At 71.8% G+C, this 19577-nt stretch carries 14 protein-coding genes and 3 tRNA genes; 12 read left to right on the top strand and 5 right to left on the bottom strand.

All coding sequences use genetic code 11. From position 1 onward, the window contains the following. Positions 1 to 33: 33 nt before the first annotated feature. The gene (locus K7C98_RS18925; protein ID WP_224193090.1) at positions 34 to 459 is read right to left on the bottom strand and encodes a hypothetical protein; all 426 of its coding nucleotides are present in this window, start codon (positions 457 to 459) and stop codon (positions 34 to 36) included. A gap of 501 nt (positions 460 to 960) precedes the next feature. Here K7C98_RS18925 and K7C98_RS18930 point away from each other — a divergent pair. The 6 genes from K7C98_RS18930 to K7C98_RS18955 all read left to right on the top strand — a co-directional run bounded on the left by K7C98_RS18930 (position 961) and on the right by K7C98_RS18955 (position 3628). After that, positions 961 to 1842, top strand: a complete 882-nt coding sequence (locus K7C98_RS18930; protein ID WP_224193091.1) for a YgaP-like transmembrane domain — start codon at positions 961 to 963, stop codon at positions 1840 to 1842. A gap of 845 nt (positions 1843 to 2687) precedes the next feature. Then, positions 2688 to 2759: transfer RNA gene (locus K7C98_RS18935), tRNA-Ala, on the top strand. A 20-nt stretch (positions 2760 to 2779) separates the two neighbouring features. Next, positions 2780 to 2848 (top strand) — tRNA-OTHER (locus tag K7C98_RS18940). A gap of 17 nt (positions 2849 to 2865) precedes the next feature. Next, a tRNA-Ala gene (locus tag K7C98_RS18945) sits at positions 2866 to 2938 on the top strand. Between the two features lie 14 nt (positions 2939 to 2952). Continuing rightward, positions 2953 to 3165, top strand: a complete 213-nt coding sequence (locus K7C98_RS18950) for a hypothetical protein (protein WP_224193092.1) — start codon at positions 2953 to 2955, stop codon at positions 3163 to 3165. Positions 3166 to 3208: 43 nt separating this feature from the next. Further along, positions 3209 to 3628 carry an HNH endonuclease gene (locus K7C98_RS18955; protein WP_224193093.1) on the top strand — a complete coding sequence of 140 codons (420 nt, stop codon included), beginning with the start codon at positions 3209 to 3211 and terminating at the stop codon, positions 3626 to 3628. Between the two features lie 110 nt (positions 3629 to 3738). Here K7C98_RS18955 and recA read toward each other — a convergent pair whose 3' ends face one another. Further along, positions 3739 to 4809 (bottom strand): recombinase RecA, encoded by a 1071-nt coding sequence (gene recA, locus K7C98_RS18960; protein ID WP_224193094.1) that lies wholly within the window; start codon positions 4807 to 4809, stop codon positions 3739 to 3741. Positions 4810 to 5483: 674 nt separating this feature from the next. On the opposite strand from recA, the gene K7C98_RS18965 reads away from it, so the two are divergent. Together K7C98_RS18965 and K7C98_RS18970 are read left to right on the top strand one after the other, a co-directional pair. After that, positions 5484 to 7040, top strand: a complete 1557-nt coding sequence (locus K7C98_RS18965) for an OmpA family protein (protein ID WP_224193095.1) — start codon at positions 5484 to 5486, stop codon at positions 7038 to 7040. A 256-nt stretch (positions 7041 to 7296) separates the two neighbouring features. Next, a complete protein-coding gene (locus K7C98_RS18970; protein WP_224193096.1) occupies positions 7297 to 7938 on the top strand; it encodes a c-type cytochrome in 642 nt (213 codons plus the stop codon). 120 nt (positions 7939 to 8058) lie between these two features. Here the strand turns inward: K7C98_RS18970 and K7C98_RS18975 are convergent, their stop codons facing one another. After that, a complete protein-coding gene (locus tag K7C98_RS18975) occupies positions 8059 to 9141 on the bottom strand; it encodes a sensor histidine kinase (protein ID WP_224193097.1) in 1083 nt (360 codons plus the stop codon). Positions 9142 to 9408: 267 nt separating this feature from the next. Here K7C98_RS18975 and K7C98_RS18980 point away from each other — a divergent pair, with 267 nt between their 5' ends. From K7C98_RS18980 to icd, 4 genes are all read left to right on the top strand, one after another. Then, on the top strand, positions 9409 to 10755 hold the full coding sequence (locus K7C98_RS18980) for a sigma-54-dependent transcriptional regulator (protein ID WP_224193098.1): 1347 nt from the start codon (positions 9409 to 9411) through the stop codon (positions 10753 to 10755). Between the two features lie 267 nt (positions 10756 to 11022). After that, on the top strand, positions 11023 to 11658 hold the full coding sequence (gene udk / locus K7C98_RS18985) for a uridine kinase (protein ID WP_224193099.1): 636 nt from the start codon (positions 11023 to 11025) through the stop codon (positions 11656 to 11658). A 92-nt stretch (positions 11659 to 11750) separates the two neighbouring features. Continuing rightward, positions 11751 to 15935, top strand: coding sequence for a VIT domain-containing protein (locus K7C98_RS18990; RefSeq protein ID WP_224193100.1), 4185 nt, complete (start codon positions 11751 to 11753; stop codon positions 15933 to 15935). A gap of 137 nt (positions 15936 to 16072) precedes the next feature. After that, on the top strand, positions 16073 to 17320 hold the full coding sequence (gene icd / locus K7C98_RS18995; protein WP_224193101.1) for an NADP-dependent isocitrate dehydrogenase: 1248 nt from the start codon (positions 16073 to 16075) through the stop codon (positions 17318 to 17320). A gap of 82 nt (positions 17321 to 17402) precedes the next feature. Here icd and K7C98_RS19000 read toward each other — a convergent pair whose 3' ends face one another. Beyond that, positions 17403 to 17939: a low affinity iron permease family protein gene (locus K7C98_RS19000; protein WP_224193102.1), complete on the bottom strand. Its 537-nt coding sequence runs from the start codon at positions 17937 to 17939 to the stop codon at positions 17403 to 17405. Next, the gene (locus K7C98_RS44875) at positions 17936 to 19180 is read right to left on the bottom strand and encodes a glycosyltransferase family 4 protein (RefSeq protein WP_224193103.1); all 1245 of its coding nucleotides are present in this window, start codon (positions 19178 to 19180) and stop codon (positions 17936 to 17938) included. Before K7C98_RS44875 ends, K7C98_RS19000 begins: the two co-directional genes overlap by 4 nt. Between the last annotated feature and the right edge of the window lie 397 nt (positions 19181 to 19577).

Genomic DNA, 19577 nt, shown 5'->3' on the forward strand with positions numbered 1-19577 from the left:
TGCCGAGTGTGGTCGCCCGGCCGCGGCCCGGCGTCAGGCGAGCTCGGTCCAGGGGCTGGCGAGCTCGGGCAATTCGACGCCGCCCTTGCCGGCCTGGGCGCGGGCGTAGGCGATCGCCTCCGACCATGTCCCGCAGACCAGGTAAGGGCACGGCATGGGCCGGATCAGGAAGATGGCCGCGAGCGCGAAGCGAAAGCCGGTCGACTGGCTGATCATCGCCACGCCCAGGCAGTGCTCCCGCGTCAGCTCCTCGGTGTCCTTGATCCAGCGGCCGATCCGCTCGGTGTGCTCGGAGCCGCGAGCGTAGCGGCGCATCCAGGTGATGCTGACGTACGGCTGACGCCGCGCGTGAACCTCGTCCATCCGGCCGATGTACTCCTCGACCTCGTCGAGGGTCTGCTCGCCGTCGAACCGGGTCAGCACGAGCGGCAGATGCGAGAGGTCGAGCGTGATCGCCATGGCGGCGACCCACATTGTACGCGGGGCTGCGCCCGGGCGCTCGCGCCAGACCGGCCCGAGCGGCCCGTACACCACCCGGGACGATGTTCGCGGTGGCCCCCGGGTTTCGGGCCCCAGACCGGGCCACGGGTGTGCCCAGGGCGAGCTTGCGCGCTCGCGCCCGCGGCGGCGCAGGCTCCGATGGCTCACGTCGGCGATCCGGCGGGCGCGCGAGCGACGCTGCGCGACGGCCGAGATCCCCGAGGCGCGAGCGGGCTGCCGGCGCCGCGATCGCCAGACGACGGTGCCGTAAGGAATTTGGATGTACTTGAGAACATGTCGTGAAGGGCATCTCGCTCGTGCGACTGGCCGCACGGCCGCGGCGCCGTCGCGTCGGCGAGGGCGAAGGGTCGCGGGAGGTCGCCGGCGAGCTCGGCCGTGCGCGAGGGGCCGGGCGAGGAAATCGCCGCGACCGCTGGCGCGGCGGGGCGATGGCGGCCATGTACTCGGCGGAGGCCCGCGATGGAGAATTCGAGCTCATGCGTGCGTGGCGCGGACACCGTCTGCGCGGAGAATGTCGGTCAAAGCGAGCGTGTCGCCTCGTTGCTGGCGGGGGCGTGGATGGTCGCGTGGGGGCTCGTGCGGGCGCGCCGGTGGCCGCTGTCGCTGCTGGTCGCGCTGGCCGGCGGCTCGCTGATGCGACGCGGGGTGACAGGGCAGAGCGTCTTCTACAAGGTGATGCGGATCGACACCGAGCGCCGCGGGGCGCCGTATCCGGGCGTCGATCCGGCGCGCGCCGTGGTGGCCGAGGCGTCGGTGACGATCGACCGGCCCGTCGGCGAGGTGTACGCGTTCTGGCGCCGATTCCAGAACCTCCCGCAATTCCTGGCCGACGTGATCCGCGTGTCTCGGCTCGATCGCGGCGGCTGGAGCTGGCTGATCGACGGACCGTTCGGCCGGCCCGTGGAGGTGGAGATGGAGGTGACGCAGGACATCGAGCTGCAGCGGATCGCGTGGCGCTCGCGCGAGGGCTCGGCCCACGCCTGCGAGGGCTGCGTCGAGTTCCACGAGGCGATGTCGGGCGGGACCGAGGTGTGGGTGCGGCTGTATCAGGAGCCGGTGGCCGGCGAACTGGGGGCCTGGGCGGCGCGGCTGATCGGCCGCGACTCGCAACGGACGCTGTGCCGCGACCTCGCGCGCTTCAAGCAGATCCTCGAGTTCCGCACCGACCGCGCGGTCGAGCAGTACGACACGAGCGAATTGTCGGCCGACTGGAACCCCGAACCCGCGCTCGCGCAGGCGCGTCAGCGGGTTGACGACGAGCGGCGCGCGTCGTTTCAGGACCGGGTGGACATCGAGTCCGACGAGTCGTTCCCGGCCAGCGATCCGCCGGCGCGCTACTGATCGACCCGGGCCCCAGCGGGTCGCTGCCGGTCCGGAAGGACATGTCCAAAGATTTAGGGACATGTCCTTTTGAACATGGGCGAGCGCGGCACGGATCGAGGACTGGCGGCAGCCCGCGGGCTGGTCGGGCTCGGGCGCGCTCGTCCGGGTGCTCGGCGTCGGCGGGCGGCGGGCCGCCGAGGGGCGATGATCGTGCACGGGGTCACGGGTCCGGACCGGGCGCCGAGGCGCGGGGGCGCGCGTCGCAAGTGGTAACAATGGTCCGCGGCCGGGGTGATGCACCGAGGTCGAGTTCGGGCCTGTGGGAAATGGCATGTGTCGCGAAATTTTGATGCACTGTGCTTGACAGGGTTGTCGTGGTGCTGGTACTGTTGCGGTCATTCATGAGGTAAGCGCCATGGGTTCCGTCCACTACATCCTCATTTGCACGATCCCCCAGAATCTCACAGCCGAACCGATCATGCCGGCGGTGGAGCTTTCGGCGGGTCTTGCAGCCGATCGCAAGGCCGATCGCGCGGGGTGGACTGGACGTAGTTTCCCGCGCTTGTCCGCAAAGAGTGCCTGAACCCGCCTGGGCCCGTCGAACCCGGCTGCCGAAGCGAAACGGCGGGGTACGGGGGGTCCCGATCCGACGCCGGCAAGCGATGGCGCGGTGCGTGAGGCTCGAATCGCGCGACGGTTCACTGCGATTGCGGTGATCCGGCGAATGTCGTGACATGTCCGAACGGGCATGTCGGCGATGCGATTGAGCGTGCCGATCGGCGCCGGTGAATCGATGGACCGCGCGCGGCCGACGGGCGTTCGTCGGCGCGGGTGAAGGACGGTGCGGTGACGCATCGAGCATTGGGGCTGTGGCTCAGTGGGAGAGCGCCTGCTTCGCACGCAGGAGGTCGTCGGTTCGAGTCCGACCTGCTCCATCGAGAGAGTGGTTCGTTCCGGGCATGTAGCTCAGCTGGGAGAGCGCCGCGCAGCGCGGAGGTCGCGGGTTCGAGTCCCGCCCTGTCCATCGAGAGTGTTCGTTCTGGGCATGTAGCTCAGCCGGGAGAGCGCCGCGCTGGCAGCGCGGAGGTCGCGGGTTCGAGTCCCGCCCTGTCCATCGAGGAGGAGAGTATGCGTACGATCGAGGCCAACCTGGACGACCGGACTCTGGATCATTGCATCCGGATCCCCTTGACCATCCACCGGCTCGGCGAGCTGTGCATCCGCGCCGGTGACCGCGTCCGCCTCACGGGCGAGACGATGGAGGTCGAGGCGAAGGTCGAGTTTCGCGCGAGCGAGGCGGTGGCGGTGCCGACGTGGAGCACGCTCGCCTACGTCGATTGAATCCACGTGGTGACACACGAGCGGTGAGAGGGGGAGGAGCGCCATGCAGTCGCTGATCAAGAACCACTACGACACCTTGTGTACCCGCCCGGAGCGGGGCCCCGATTTCTACCTGGCGCGGCACCTTCGTCGGAAGGCGCGCAAGGGTGACGGGCGTCTGGGCCGGTTCCGGGACATGGGCAAGTTCGTCAAGGCGTCCGTCGCCGACGTGATTCGCGGTCGGCTCGACCCGTGCTTCACGCGTGAGTTCCGCTTCTACGAGTGGAACGTGCTGCTCTTCTGCGCGTACTGCAACGCGCGGCTGAGCCGGCGCAGCGTGACCCGGGACCACGTGATCCCGCGCTCGCGCGGCGGCAGCAACGAGCCCGACAACCTGGTGCCGTGCTGCCGGCCGTGCAACGCGCGCAAGAGCAACAAGCCCCTGTGGAAGTTCTTGCTCGAGCGCGAGCTGCAGGTGGCGTGAATGAGTCGAGGTGAGCGGGCGGAGGCGATGCCTCCGCCCGCTCGCGCTTTTTGCGGAGGATGTGCGACCCGGGCGATGGACCGGGCCGACCTCTTCGTCGGGAGGGGCGCTCAGGCGGCGCGGGCCTCTTCTTCCTCGGCCTGTTCGCCGGAGGAGGGGACGGCGAGGTCGGTCATCGCGCGGGTGAGCAGGCCGTCGCGTTCGCCGGGGTGGGTGCGCAGCCACTCGAGCGCGGCGGCCCGACCCTGGCCGATGCGGATGTCGCCGAACGAGAACCAGCTGCCGGCCTTGGTGATCACGTTGCGACCGAGGGCCCAGTCGAGGACCTCGGCGTCGCGGGCGATGCCGGTGCCGAACGCGATCTCGAACTGCGCCTCGGTGAACGGCGGGGCGCACTTGTTCTTGACCACCTTGACGCGGCAACGCGAGGCGACCGCGTCCTCGCCGTCGCGCACGGTGGCGATCCGGCGGATGTCGAGGCGGACGCTGGCGAAGTACTTGAGGGCGTTGCCGCCGGTGGTCGTCTCGGGCGAGCCGAAGGTGACGCCGATCTTGTGGCGCAGCTGGTTGATGAAGACCACGAGCGTGTTGGTCTGGAAGGCGATGCCGGCGATCTTGCGCATCGCCTGGCTCATGAGCCGGGCCTGCAGGCCGAGGTGCTGGTCGCCCATGTCGCCCTCGAGCTCGGCGCGCGGGATCAGGGCCGCCACCGAGTCGATGACGATGAGGCCCATGCTGCCGGTGCGCGCGAGGGTGTCGACGATGTCGAGCGCCTGTTCGCCGCAGTCGGGCTGGGAGATGAGCAGGTCCTCCAGGCGCACGCCGAGGCGCTGGGCGTACTTGACGTCGAGCGCGTGCTCGGCGTCGATGAAGGCGCAGGCGAGCTTCTGGCGCTGGGCCTCGGCGATGGCGTGCAGCATGAGGGTGGTCTTGCCCGACGACTCGGGGCCGTAGATCTCGACGATGCGCCCGCGCGGCAGGCCGCCGACGCCGAGCGCGCGGTCGAGGTTGAGGGAGCCGGTCGAGACGACCTCGAAGGATTGACGCTCGCCGGGGTCGCCCCCCAGGGCCATGATGGCGCCCTTGCCGAAGCGCTGGACGATGCTGTCGATCGCCTTTTGGAGGGTGACGCGGTGCTCGTGGATGACGAGAGGAGTGGCGGAGGTTCGTTGGCTTGCCATGCCTGCCTCCAATGCGCTCGCCGTGCCGCCGCCCGCCGCAAGAGTTCCGAGTACTTGAGGTCATGCCCTCGGGGACATGACCCATCGGTTGGACACCGGCGCCGGCCGCTGTCCCGCGGGCTGGCCAGGTTAATCTACGGTTTTTATCCGTGGGTTGACGCTTGTGCCCGGCGAGCGATCTTTGCGGCGGCTTCATGAGCTGTCCGAAAGGTCTGGCGCGGATCGCGGGTGGTAGTTGCAGGTCGGGGATTGTCCCCGCAGGTCTCCGCGAGCCCGCTTCGTCGGCGCTCGAGCGAGCTGCCGAGGAACTGTGTCTACACGGGTCTCGGAGCCCCCAGACGGGCACTGGCAAGCCATGTGCAGACCGGTCGGGGGCGCGGTCGCGATGCCCTGGAATTCACCGCCTTTTCGCGTGGTCGACGATTATGTGCGACAACCTGACGCCGACCGGTGGGTCTTGCGACGCCCAACGGGTGGTTCACAGCCGGGGCCCCTGTGTGCCATAAACGACAAAGCCGAGGGCGACGCCCTCGCGGTGAGTTGCCCGACCCCCCAGTTCAACGCGTGAGCGACTCGACCCACAGCACTCGACCCACCACCTTGCGGTCCCCCACTCCGAGCACGCGCCCGGGTCGCGCGGCGTGTTCCGGTTTTCCCTCGAGGAGAGACGACAGATGAATCGCTTTTCAATCCGACTCGGAGCTGCCCTGGTCGCTGGGCTCGTAGCGACGCCCGCGCTGGCAGCTCAGCCGGCCGGTGAGGCCGCGGCTCCCGCCGCCGAGCCTGCCCCTGCCCCCGAGGGTCCCTCGGCGGGCGCCTCGATCTCGGCCGACACGACGTCGGGCGTGAAGACCGATGCGAAGGCGAGCGGCGGGTCGAGCGGCAAGAAGGCGAAGAACAAGGACCGCTGTCAGAACGACACCAGCGTCAAGTGGATCCGGCGCTGTCGTCCCGAGCGCAACATGTTCGAGCTCGGCATCTTCGGCGGTATCTTCATGCCGGGCGGGTCGGCGCACGAGCTGTTCGACCCGGTCCGCCAGCTGCAGTCGCTGCAGATGGGCGGGGAGGAGTTCTGGAAGCCCTACCGCAAGGTCGCGCCGGAGATCGGGGCCCGCTTCGCGTACTACCCGCTCAGCTTCCTCGGCGGTGAAATCGAGGGCGGCGTGATGCCGACTCACATCACCGGCACCGACTCGCCCGACACGCGGGCGATCCTGTTCAACTTCCGCGCGCACCTCATCGGCCAGATCCCGTTCTGGCGCATCACGCCGTTCATCCTGGTCGGCGGCGGCGCGATCGGGACGACCGGCGCGCTCGGCAACGACATCGACGAGTCGACGCACTACGGCGCCGGCGTCAAGTACTACATCTCGCATTACGCGATGCTGCGCCTCGACGTCCGCAACGTCGTCGCGGCCCGCCTCCGCGTCGACAACGGCGCCGTCATCTACCCCGAGGTGCTGCTCGGCCTGTCGCTGACGCTGAACCGCAAGAAGAAGCCGGCCCCCGCCGACAAGGACAGCGACGGCGACGGCTTCCTCGACAACTCCGACTCGTGCCCGTTCGAGCCCGGCATCGCGCCCGACGGCTGTCCGGAGCGCGACCGCGACGGCGACGGCTTCATGGACAGCCAGGACGCGTGCCCGGATGTCCCCGGCGTCGCGCCCGACGGCTGCCCGCTCAAGGACCGCGACGGCGACGGCTTCCTCGACATCGTCGACAAGTGCCCCGACGACCCGGGCGTCGAGCCGGATGGCTGCCCGATCCCCGACACCGATGGCGACGGCATCCTCGATCCCGACGACAAGTGCCCGACGCAGCCCGAGACGCGCAACGGCTACCAGGACGAGGACGGCTGCCCCGACGAGATCCCGACGCAGCTGGCGAAGTTCACCGGCACGATCAAGGGCATCTACTTCGACCTCGACAAGGACACGATCAAGCCGAAGTCGCGGCCGGTCCTCGACCGCGCGGTCGCGGTGCTCAAGGAGTTCCCGTCGATCCGCATCGAGATCTCGGGCCACACCGACAGCACCGGTTCGCCGGAGTACAACAAGGACCTCTCGGGTCGCCGCGCCAAGTCGGTCAAGAACTACCTGGTCGAGCACGGCATCGACGCCGGTCGCATCGAGTCGCGCGGCGCGGGCATGGACGAGCCGGTCGACACCAACAAGACCGCGGCCGGTCGCGCCAAGAACCGCCGCATCGAGTTCACGATCCTCGTGCAGTGAACCCCGCGAGTCGGCCGCGCCGACACGCGAAGGAGGAGGCCGCCCCGAGCTCGCTCGCGGCGGCCTTCGCCGTTGTGGCTCGCCGCGCGTGGAGAAGGCGAACGAGCACGGCTGGACGCGCTCGTGATCGCCACGCCGGTGAGCGTCGGGGCGCGAATCCCGGCGCGTTCGCGCGCCCGCGGGAACCTTGTCGCTGCCACGACGCTTCGGTACGATTCGCGGCCCTGGCCCCGCGGGCCGACGAAGGAGCGAGAACATGTCCCTGAAGACCGTCCTGAGAATCACCCGCAACGTCGGCCTCTGCGCCGCGGTGACGCTGGTCGCCTGCGACAGCGGCGCGAAGGCCGAGGAGAAGAAGGTCGAGGAGAAGAAGGTCGAGGCCACGGCCGACGACGCGAAGGCCGCCGCGGACGCGAAGGCCGCCGCGGACGCGAAGGCCGCCGCGGACGCGAAGGCCGCCGCGGACGCGAAGGCCGCCGAGGACGCGAAGGCCGCCGAGGACGCGAAGGCCGCCGAGCCGCCCGAGGGCGACGCGAAGGCTGCGGAGGGCGACGCGAAGGCGGCCGAGGGCGAGGCGAAGGCGCCCGAGGCGAAGAAGACCGAGGCGAAGAAGACCGAGGCGAAGAAGACCGAGGACACCTCGGCCAAGATCGACGCCAAGGCGCTCTACGATCAGAAGTGCAAGGTCTGCCACGCGGCCGACGGCAAGGGCGCGGAGAACCAGAAGAAGAACAACATCCCCGACATGACCGCGAAGGACTGGCAGGGCAAGCACAGCAAGGCCGCGGTCGTCAAGGCGATCGCCGACGGCGTGGACGGCACGAAGATGAAGCCGTTCAAGGAGAAGCTGTCGAAGGAAGAGATCGACGCGGTCGCGGCCTTCGTGAAGAAGATGTAGTCTGTCCGAAGGAGCATGGCGCCGAGGGCATGTCCCGAGCGCCATGTGTCTTTCGAGGTGCAGGAGAAGTGAGCCGGCCGCGTGCGCCGGCTTTCTTCATGGCGGCGGCCGCGGTGCGGCTCAGGTGTCGATCCGCGGCAGGCGCAGGGTGAAGCGCACGCCGAGGCCGGCGTTCTCGGCGTCGATGCTGCCGCCGTGCTGATCGGCGACGCGGGCGGCGATGGCGAGGCCGAGGCCGGTGCCGTGGGCGTCGCCGCTGTAGAAGGGCGTGAACAGCTGCGAGCGCTCGGCCTCGGTGAGCGGTGGACCGTCGTTGTCGAGGACCAGGAGGGCGTGGTCGGCCTCGATGCGCGCGGCGATCCGCAGGCGTCCGGGCCGGCCGGTCGAGGCGATCGCGCGCAGGGCGTTGACGGCGATGTGAAGGCCGAGGCTGGCGAGCTGGTCGCGGTCGCCGCGGATGTCGACGGGCGCGTCGGGCAGGTCGAGCTCGACGTCGACGCCCTTGCCGCGGGCCTCGGCGACGCACAGCTCGGCGACCTGCTCGGCGACGCGGCGGAGGTCGAGGGCCACCAGCTCGCTCGGGCTCGGACGCGCGAACGACAGGAACCGCTCGGCGAGGCGCGACAGTCGGCCGAGCTCGGCGACGTGGATGTCCCACATGCGCCGCTCGTCGGCGTCGCGCGGGATGAGCGGGTCGACGACCTCGGCGGTGCCGGCGAGCGCGTGCAGCGGGTTCTTGATCTCGTGCGCGAGGCCGGCGACGACCTCGCCGAGCGCCGACAACCGACCGGCGCGCACGAGCTCGCGGGTGAGCCGCTGCTGGTCGGCGAGGGCGCGCTGGAGCTCGCGCCGGCGGCTGCGCTCGCGGTCGGCGAGCAGACCGGCGGTCGCGCCGACGAGGTTGTAGAGCAGCACCTCGAGCGCCTTGTCGACGCCGCCGCCGGGGTCGTGGTGGTGCCCGGGCGACAGCGAGAAGGCGTGCGGCAGGTAGACCAGCGAGGACACGGCGGCGGCCAGCAGACCGCCGCGCAGGCCGTGATCGAAGGCGGCGAGGACGATCGGCAGGTAGTACATGCGCCGCAGCACGTCGTGGGCCCAGTCGTGCTCCATGCCGGTGCCGTAGTGCAGCGCGGTGAAGCAGGCGATCGGCAGCCACACGCGGGTGAAGGCGCGGAGCGACAGCATCGATGGCTCTTCGGGCATGTCGATCGGGACATTCCCGGAGAGACCGGTCCGATCGGGCATGTCCGGGGGGACACGGCCGGGCTCGGCCGGCCGGTCGACGGCGCGCGGGCGATCGGGCTCGGTCACGCTCGTCCTGGTGTCCCCGGCCCGGGCGGAGAAGTCAACTCCCGGGCGCGGGCGCCGGCCACGAGCCGGGCGCCGCCCGCGAGCGGCGCCCGGTGGTCCGCGAGGTCGCGCGGGGCGCGGGCGAGCGGCCGCTGTCGCGGTCGGCTACGCTGCGCCGACATGTCCGCGGCGACGCTGCTCTTCATCGAGGACGACGACTCGGGCCGCGAGCTCGGGCTGTTCAACCTGCGCAAGGCCGGCTACGCGGTCGACGGGGCGCGCGACGGGGCCGAGGGGCTGGCGCGCTTCGACCCCGAGCGGCACGCGGTGGTCATCACCGACGTCAAGATGCCCAACGTCGGCGGGCTCGAGGTGCTGCGGGAGGTCCGCGCGCGCAGCCCCGAGACGCCGGTGCTGGTGATCACGGCCTACGGCGACGTCGACCTCGCGGTGGCGGCGATGAAGGCGGGCGCGTTCGACTTCATCGGCAAGCCGTTCCACCGCGAGCACCTGCTGCTGACGGTGGCGAAGGCGCTCGAGCGCGGGCGCATGCGGGCGGAGCTGCTGAGCCTGCAGCGCCAGGTCGCGGGGATCGAGCGGCCCATCGTCGGTCGCTCGCCGGCGATGGCGCGCGCGCTCGACCTCGCCGATCGCGTCGCACGAGCCGCCGCGCCGGTGCTCGTGACCGGCGAGAGCGGCACCGGCAAGGAGCTCATCGCCCGCCGGATCCACGCCCGCAGCCCGCGGCACGCCGGGCCGTTCGTGGCCGTCAACTGCGCCGCGATCCCGGGGGAGCTGCTCGAGTCGGAGCTGTTCGGCCACGTCCGCGGGGCCTTCAGCGGGGCCACGCGCGACCGCCCGGGCCGGTTCCGCCAGGCCGACGGCGGCACGCTGTTCCTCGACGAGGTGGCCGAGCTGCCGCCGCCGCTGCAGGCCAAGTTGTTGCGGGTGCTGCAGGAGCGGGTGGTCGACGTGGTCGGCAGCGACGTGCCGGTGCCGGTCGACGTGCGGGTGATCGCGGCGACCAACCGCGACCCGGGCGACCTCCGCGGCGACCTGCTGTACCGCCTGCGCGTGGTCGAGATCGCGTTGCCGCCGCTGCGCGAGCGGGTCGACGACATCCCGCAGCTGGTGCGTCACTTCGTGGCTCGCTTCGCCGGCGGGCGGGACGTCGAGATCCCCGAGGATGTCCTGGAAGACATGTGCTCACGGACATGGCCCGGGAACGTGCGCGAGCTCGAGAACGCGTGCGAGCGGGCGGTGATCCTGTGCGCGGGCGACGTGCTGCACGTCGACGACCTGCCGCCGCGGGCCGCCCAGGCGCCCGCGATCGCGGCCGGCGGCGACGAGTGGTTGCCGGCGCTGCCGGAGGACGGGCTGTCGCTGGTCGATCTCGAGAAGCGGGTGATCGAGCGCGTGCTGGCGCTGAAGCGCGGCAACATCACGCAGGCGGCGGCGTACCTGCGGGTGCCGCGGCACGTGCTGTCGTACCGCATGGAGAAGTACGGGCTGCGGCGGAGCTCGTAGCGCTGCTCCATGATCGGCCTCGGCGTCGGGCGTACGCTGCGCCGGGATCTCGACGCGGGCCTCGCTGGCGCACACTTGTCCGCGTCGGCCGAGCGACGGCGCGTGGTGCTCACGAGCCCGCGCGCCAGCCGTCGCGGCGCCGCGAGTTCGTCGCGGACGAGTGCCCAGCGCGACGACTCGGCGCGAGGGTAGCTCACGGCGGTCCCGCACGCGCGCCGGGATGCGCGCAAAATGCGCGAAGGCGCGCGCCGTGCTACGTTCCGCCGCATGAGCTCGATGATCATCGGGATCGCAGGCGGCAGCGGTTCGGGCAAGACGACCGTCGCGCGCAAGATCGCCGACTCTCTTCCACCCGAAGGCGTCACGATCATCGAGCACGACGCGTACTACCGCGACCGCGCCGACCTCACGTACGAGGAGCGCTGTCACATCAACTTCGACCACCCGGAGTCGCTCGAGACGGAGCTGCTGGTCGAGCACATCATCGCGCTCAAGGCCGGGCGGCGGGTCGCGGTGCCGGCCTACGACTTCAAGACGCACCGCCGGCTGCCCGAGCCGCGGTGGGTCGAGTCGACGCCGGTGGTGGTGGTCGAGGGCATCATGGTGCTGGTCGACCCGCGCCTGCGGGCGGAGCTCGACATCAAGCTGTTCGTCGACACCGACCCCGACATCCGGATCTTCCGCCGGATCCGCCGCGACATCGAGCAGCGCGGGCGCACCTTCGAGGCCGTGCGCGAGCAGTACTACCGCCACGTGCGACCGATGCACCTGCAATTCGTCGAGCCGTCGAAGCGCCGCGCCGACCTCATCATCCCCGAGGGCGGGGACAATCGGGTCGCGCTCGATCTGGTGGTGTCGAAGCTGCGCAGCGTGATCGAGCAGAGCCGCCGCGACGCGCGGTAGCGGCGAGGCGCGAAATCGGCGGCGAGTGAACGCTGTTCGCCCGCCGGCCCGTCGTCGACGTCGCTGCGGCCGCTGTGCCATCCTGCACAGCCGTGGCGGGCTTCTTCGCATCCTCTCGTAACAAGCGCTGGCTCGGTCTCGGTGTGCTCCTGCTGGCGGTCAGCTCGGCGACCGCGGTGGCGATCGTCAAGCCGTGGAAGAAGCCGCCGCCGGTGCAGTCGGAGCGGCTCGGGGCCACCCTGGAGCTGGCGGCCGGCGAGGTGCTGCTGGCCACCGCGTCGGGCAGCGCGCGGCTGCTGTCGCGCACGCCGCTGCCGGAGACGGCGGAGCTGTCCACAGGGCCAGGTGCGCGCGCGCTGGTCCGCCTGAGCGACGGCTCGCGGGTGTTCCTCCGCGACGGCACGAAGGTGAAGATCGCCGGCGGCGTCGCCCTGGTCGAGGGCCAGATCTGGGTCGAGGCGCCGCCGCTCGAGGAGGGCCAGAAGGCGGTGGTGCACACCGTCGGCGACACCGAGGTGTCGCTGTCGGCGGGCGGGGCGAGCCTGTCCTTCGAGTCAGGTCAGGCGCAGGTCTACGTCGCGGAGGGGCTGGCGATCGTCAGCGCCGCGGGCGGTCGCGCCGAGGTCGAGGCCGGCGAGCGGGCGACGGTGCAGGCGGGCGCGCCGAGCGTCGAGCCGGTGGCGTTCTGGGACGACTGGACCGGCGGGATGGGCGATCGCGCGGGCGGAGGGATCCGCGCCGGGGCCGGCTCGGGCGCCCTGTACGCGGTCGATCGCGCGGGTCCTGCGGGCGCGCCGGCGCTGCCGCTGTCGATCCAGCGCCAGACGGTCAAGGTGGCGCTCGAGGACGACATCGCCGAGACCCTGGTCGACCAGCGCTTCTTCAACCCGTCGAGCACGGCGGTCGAGGGCTGGTACTGGTTCACGGTCCCCGAAGATGCTCAATTGGTCAGCTTCGCCCTCGAGACCAACGGGCAGCTGGTCGAGGGCGAGATCGTCGAGCGCAAGAAGGCGGCGGCGACCTACGAGGCGGCGGTGCGCCGCGACAACGACCCGGCGCTGCTCGAGTGGATCGACGCGCGCACGGTGAGGGCGCGGATCTACCCGGTGCCGCCGGCGGGCGAGCGGCGGGTGGTGCTGCGCTACCAGCAATTGATGGTCGAGAGCGAGGGCAAGCGCCGCTACAGCTACCCGCTGGCGGCGCCGCGCGGGCGCGAGGCGGCCAGCATCGAGGAGTTCTCGCTCGAGGTGCAGCTGCGCCGCGGGCTCGAGAAAGACTACGACCTGGCGACGCTCGGCGAGGCGCGGGTGTCGACCGACGGGCGACAGGTGACGATGCGCCGCTCGGGCTACACGCCGCGCGCCGACTTCGAGCTCGAGCTGACGCGCAAGGCCGAGCGGGCCCGGGTGCCGCTGCGCGTCAATCGCTTCAACGCCGGCGGCGACCAGGCCAGCTACGTGATGGTCCGCTTCGCGCCGGACCTCGACCTGGCGAAGCTGCCGGCGCCGCGCGGCGATGTGGTGGTGGTGGTCGACACCTCGGCGGCCGGCGACCCGTCGGAGCAGCAGAGCAAGCTCGCGGTGGCGGAGGCGCTGCTGCGCAGCCTGTCGGCGGGCGACAAGTTCGCGGTGATGAGCGCCGACGTCACGGCGAAGGTGCTGTACCCGGAGGAGGGGCTGGCCGAGGCGACGCCGGAGGCGATCAGCGCCGCGCTCGAGCGGGTCGCGGCCCACGCGGCCGGCGGCGCGACCGACCTCGGGGCGATCTTCGAGCAGGCGCTGGCGCGCGTGCACGGGCTCGAGCAACCAGCGGTGGTCTACGTCGGCGACGGCCTGGCGACGTCGGGCGAGCGCAGCGGCGACGCGCTGGCGGAGCGCCTGCGGCGGTCGATGACCGGCTCGCGCGCGCGGCTGTTCACCGTCGGCGTCGGGGCGGAGATCGACGCGGCGATGCTCGGCCGTCTGGCCCGCGTCGGCGGCGGCGAGGCGCTGCGCGTCGAGGGCCCGGAGCAGGCGGTGGTGCGCGCGCTCGAGCTGTCGGGCGCGCTCAAGACCCCGACCATCACCGACCTCGAGCTCGGCCTCGGCGAGGGACTCGACGACGTGTTCGTCAGCGCCGGCGGCAAGCTGTCCCGCGGGCAAGAACTGGTGCTGCTCGCGCGCACGCACCACGACCTGCCCGACAAGATCACGATCTCGGGCCGGCTCGGCGGCGAGGCGTTCACGAAGGAGTACCCGCTCGCGTACGTCGGCGGCTCGCTCGACCGCCTGGTCCCGCGGCTGTGGGCCGCGGCCTACGTCGAGCGCCTGCTCGGCGACAGCCGCGGGCTCGAGGCGGTGCGCGGCAAGATCCTCGCGCTCGGGCTCGAGTACGGGCTCATGACCCCGTTCACCTCGTTCCTCGCGCTCGACAGCGAGGCCGCCTACGCGCAGCAGGGCATCCAGCGGCGCCGCCGCGCGCTCGGCGGGCTGCAGCTGATCGCCGACGCGACATGGCTGCAAGAACAGGAACCAAGGACCAGCTCAGTGATCGGCGTGATCGCGGCGATCGCGGCGGCGCCGATCGGCTGCAACTCGAGCGGCGAGATGGCCCCGGCGGTGCGCGAGGAGGAGCGCGTCGCCGAGCGGCCGGCGGCGCAGGCGGCCCCGGCCCCGACGGCCGTGTCGACGCCGGGCGAGATGGCGAAGGCCGAGGCGGCGGCGCCGGTGGCCCCGGAGCCGCCGCCGCCGCCGGCCGACGCCGCCCCTGCGCCCGGCGGGCTGCTCGGTGGGCTCGCCAGCGGGACGGAGGAGGAGAAGGCGGACGAGCCGGCCGAGCCGCGCGCGGTCGACGACTTCAAGGACTACGCGCCCACGCGGGGTTCAGGGGTCTCGGGCGGCGGGAGCAAGCCCAGCCCGGCGAAGGCGCCGCAGCGCGACGTCGATCGCAACGCGCCGGCAGGCCGCGCGCCGCCGAAGACGCCGCCGCCGGTGGTCTCGCCGGTGCCGCGCGGTCTCCGGCTGCCGTGCTCCGACGTCGCGGCCCGCAGCCTGGCCCACCGCCGGATCCTGTGGCAGAAGCGCCTGGCTGACCGATCGGACATGTTCTCCGCGCTCAACGCCTACGAGGCCGCGGCCGGCAGCTGCGAGATCGCAGGGTGGAAGGACCAGCGGGTGTTCCTGCAATTGCTGCACGAGCGCGCCGCCACCGAGGCCGACATCGGCCTGCTGCTCGGGCACTTCGCGGGTGAGCCCGACGCGCGCAACTACCTGGCGCGCGGGCTGCTGCGCCGGCTGGTCGACCAGGGGCTGATCGGGGCGGTCGAGCGGGCGATGTTCGGCGCCGGGGTCGACTGGAACGACCTCGATCGTCAGCTGCAGCTGGTGGTCGGCGACGACGCGGCGACGCGCAAGCTGCAGCTGGTGCAGGCGGCGCTGCAGCGCAGCCCCGGCGATCCGCAGGGGGAGCGGCGCCTGATCCAGCTGCTGAGCGAGCAGGGCAAGCTCGAGGAGGCGCTGGCCCGCGGCCGGGCGCTGCGCGAGCAGGGTCTGATGACGCCGGTGCTGGCGCAGCAGATCGGCGAGGTGTTCGTCGCCCACGAGCAGGTCGACGAGGCCCAGCGGATCTTCTCGGAGATCGTCGAGTTCGACGCCGACAACCCGCAGAGCCGCGCGCTGCTCGGCGACATCTTCCTGCGCCACGGGTGGTTCGAGCGGGCCTATCGTCAGTACGAAGATCTGGTGGCGATCCGGCCCGACGATCCGAGCGCGTCGATCCGGCTCGCGCGGGCGGCGGCTGGCGCGGGGCGGGTCGACGAGGCGCTGCGGGTGCTGCGGCAGGTGGCGGCCGGCGAGGGCCGGCCGGGGGCCGACGATCCGCGTCGGTTCGCCCGCCTGCACGCGGCGGTGCTGCTGGCGCGGCTGCTGTCGACACCCGACGCGAAGATCCCCGAAGCGAGCGTGGCCCGCGAGCTCGGGCGGCTGCAGCTGTTCGCAGGCGCCGCGAGCTGGACGTTCCTCGTGTGGGACGACCTCGGCGTGCGCCTCGCGCTCGCCGCCGATCCCTCGGCGCCGCTCGCGGGGGACCTCGCCGACGCGGGCGCCACGGGGCTGTTCGCGGTCCAGCTACCGGCCGGCGGGGGGCCGCCGCTGCAGGTCCGGCACCAGGGGCACACCCTCGGCAGGCCGGTGAGCTACGAGCGAATCACGGTCCACTTCGACGGCAAGGCGTTCAAGGTCGAGCGCGAGAGCGGACGGATCGCCGCCGGAGACGCCGCAGCGGCCGCGATCGCCGGCTGACGGCGAGTCCGGGCTGGTGAGCACGGTCGCACCCGGCCGCCGGACAGGTCGGGCGGGGTGCGTGGTATACCGCGGGCCCCGGCGACGGGCCACAACGGTCCTTTTGGGCAGAACACCTCACGGAAAGCGACAGGGCGATGGCTGAAGCGATCAAAATGAGCGACAAGGGCCTGCAGGTCCCCGACCAACCGATCATCCCGTTCATCGAGGGCGACGGCACGGGCCCCGACATCTGGGCCGCCTCGGTGCGCGTGTTCGACGCTGCGGTCGCGCGGGCCTACGGCGGCAAGCGCCAGATCGCCTGGCGCGAGGTGCTGGCCGGCGAGAAGGCGTTCAAGCAGACCGGCAACTGGCTGCCGCAAGAGACCCTCGACCTGTTCCGCGACTACCTCGTCGGCATCAAGGGCCCGTTGACCACCCCGGTCGGCGGCGGCATCCGCAGCCTCAACGTCGCGCTGCGGCAGATCCTCGACCTCTACACCTGCCTGCGCCCGGTGCGGTACTTCGCCGGCGTGCCCTCGCCGGTCAAGCGGCCCGAGGCGACCGACATGGTCATCTTCCGCGAGAACACCGAGGACATCTACGCGGGCATCGAATTCCAGCAGGGCACCGAGGACGCGGAGAAGTTCAAGAAGCTGTTCTCCGAGGCGTTCCCGGCCCTCTACAAGAAGGTCCGCTTCCCCGACACGGCGGGCTTCGGGATCAAGCCGGTGTCGATCGAGGGCACCGAGCGGCTCGTGCGGGCGGCCATCAACCACGCGCTGCAGTACAAGCTGCCGAGCGTCACGCTGGTCCACAAGGGCAACATCATGAAGTTCACCGAGGGCGGCTTCCGCGACTGGGGCTACGCCCTCGCGCGCAAGGAGTACGGCGCGGTCGACCTCGACGGCGGGCCGTGGCAGGTGATCCAGCGCGGCGACTACAAGCTCGTCATCAAGGACGCGATCGCCGACGCGTTCCTGCAGCAGATCCTCACCCGCCCCGACGAGTACTCGGTGGTCGCCACGCTCAACCTCAACGGCGACTACATCTCCGACGCGCTCGCGGCCCAGGTCGGCGGCATCGGCATCGCCCCCGGCGGCAACATCAACTACGTCAGCGGCCACGCGATCTTCGAGGCCACGCACGGCACCGCGCCGAAGTACGCCGGCCAGGACAAGGTCAACCCGGGCTCGGTCATCCTCTCGGGCGAGATGATGTTCCGCTACATGGGCTGGGACGAGGCGGCGGACCTCATCATCCTCGGGGTCGAGCGCGCGATCGCGGCGAAGACCGTGACGTACGACTTCCATCGCATGATGGAGGGCGCGACGCTGAAGAAGTGCAGCGAGTTCGGCGACGAGATCATCAAGCACATCCAGGACGCGCCGAAGTCGGCCGCCTGATCGGCCGCAGCGGAGCGCTCACAGGTCGCCTCCGATGTCCTCCGCGCTCGCGGGGCATCGGGGGCGGTCGCGCTTCACGGCCTCATGCGGGCGGCCGCGGGCCCGCGGGGGGTTCGCACGCGGCGCCGGCCTCGGGCGGGGCTCCGGCGGGGCGCGGGCGCGACTTGTGGCCGGCGCGGCTGCGGTGGCGGGCCTCCTCGATCGAGTGGGAGCGGCGGATGTCGCTCTCGTGCTTCGCGATCTCGGCGAGCTTGTGATAGTGGCGGTGGATGACGTCGAGCTCGGCCTCGGACAGGTTCTCGATGTCGATGAGGCGGTTCGACGCGCCCTCGAGGGCCGCGACGATCTCGTTGAGCTTGAGCTGCACCGCCAGCGACTCCTTGTTCTGGGCCCGCTGGATGAGGAACACCATCAGGAAGGTGACGACGGTGGTGCCGGTGTTGATGACGAGCTGCCAGGTGTCGGAGAAGCCGAAGAACGGGCCGGTCACCACCCAGACGACGATCGTCAGCAGGGCCAGCGCGAACGCCCACGAGCTGCCCGACCAGTGGGTGATGTAGGCCGAGCCGCGCTCGAGCATGCGGCCGATCGCGCTGCGCGGGCGATGCGGGTGCGTCATGCCCGGCTCCGGGCCAGGCCGGCGAGGAAGCGGGCGAGGTCGTCGGCCTGCCGGTCGCGGTCGTGGTGGGCGAGCACGTGGGCGCGGGCCGCCTCGCCCATGCGCCGGCGGCCCTCGGGCCCGAGCTCGATGAACCTGCGCAGCTTGGCGACCGCGTCGGCCGGATCGCCGGGCGTGAACGCGAGGCCCGCACCTGACCCTTCGACCAGGCGCTGGGCCTCGCCGCGGACGCCGAGGAGGATCGGCTGGCGCATCGCCATGGCCTCGAAGATCTTCGAGGGCAGGTAGCGGGCGAAGCTCGGCTCGTCGCGCAGCACGACGGCGCTGACGTCCGCGGCGGCGATGAGCCCGGGCACGTCGCGTCGGGGCACCGGCGGCAGCACGTGGACGCGCGCGCCGACGCCGAGGGCGGCGACCTCGTCGACCAGCGCCTGGTGGCCGACGCCGTGGCCGACGACGACGACGTGGAAGCGAGCGCCGGCGCCGGCGAGCGCGGCGGCGCGGGCGAGCAGGCCGACGTCCTGCGGCAGGCCGATCGTGCCGATGTAGAGCAGCAGCAGCTCGTCGCGCGGGATCGCCAGCTGCTCGCGCAGCGGGGCCGGGATGACGTCGGGGTCGAACAGGGCGGCGTCGATGCCGTTCTTGACCACCGCCACGCGCTCGCGCGCGACCCCGCGGGCGACGAAGTGGTCGACGAAGCCGTCGGTCACCGAGACGATGCCGGCCGCGCCGCGGTAGAGCGTGCGCTCGACGAGCTCGAGCGCGCGGACGATCGGGTGGCCGCCCGGCAGCGCGCCGACGGCGACGATGCCCTCGGGCCACAGGTCGCGCACCTCGAGCACGAACGGCACGCGGCGCAGGCGGGCCAGCGCCAGCCCGGCGACGCCGGTGAGGATCTGCGGCGAGGTCGCCAGCACGAGGTCGACGGCCGGCAGGCGGGCCGCGCCGAGGGCGACCTGAGCTGTCGGAAGGGACATGTACCCGAGGCCACGTTCGAGCAGGCCCCGGCTGGCGACCGGCAGCGTCGGCACGCGGTGGACGTCGATGCCGTCGACGCGCTCGCGGCGGTACTCGCCCGCGCGATAGCCGGGGTAGATCTTGCCGTGCGGGTGGTTCGGCTGGCCGGTGACGACGTGGACCTCGTGACCGGCCCGCGCCAGCGCGCGCGACAGCTCGTGGACGCGCGCGGCCGGGGCGTTGGATTCGGGCGGGAAGTAGTGCGAGAGGTAGGCGAGCCGCACCGCCCGGCGATGCTATCAGATCGACGCTCGCGCCGCGGGCGACCGGGCTGGACGGGGTGATGCGGCCGCACGACGTGCGGGACGGCGAGCGCGACGACTGTCGGCGCAGCGGGCGGTCATGGTGCGCCGCGGCGGGCGAGCGGGTGCGAGGCCGACGATCCGTGGGCACGACGTGGCAGAGGCCGGGTCGTCGACCGGCCTGGCCCGAGGGACAGCTTCGTCGGAGCGGTCTTGCTGATCGGGACATGGCCTGTTGGCTGCGTGAAAACGCGCGTCGGGAGCGAACGGCGGTCGCCATCACGGTTGGCATTGGGGTGGCGGTCTGGCTGCATCACCGGCTCTTGTGCGACCAGACCGGCGACTGTGCGTGGGGTGGGGGCTGCAGGCTTCGCTCGGC

It is taken from the genome of Nannocystis pusilla (genome assembly GCF_020073745.1).
GTDB classification, from domain to species: domain Bacteria; phylum Myxococcota_A; class Polyangia; order Nannocystales; family Nannocystaceae; genus Nannocystis; species Nannocystis radixulma.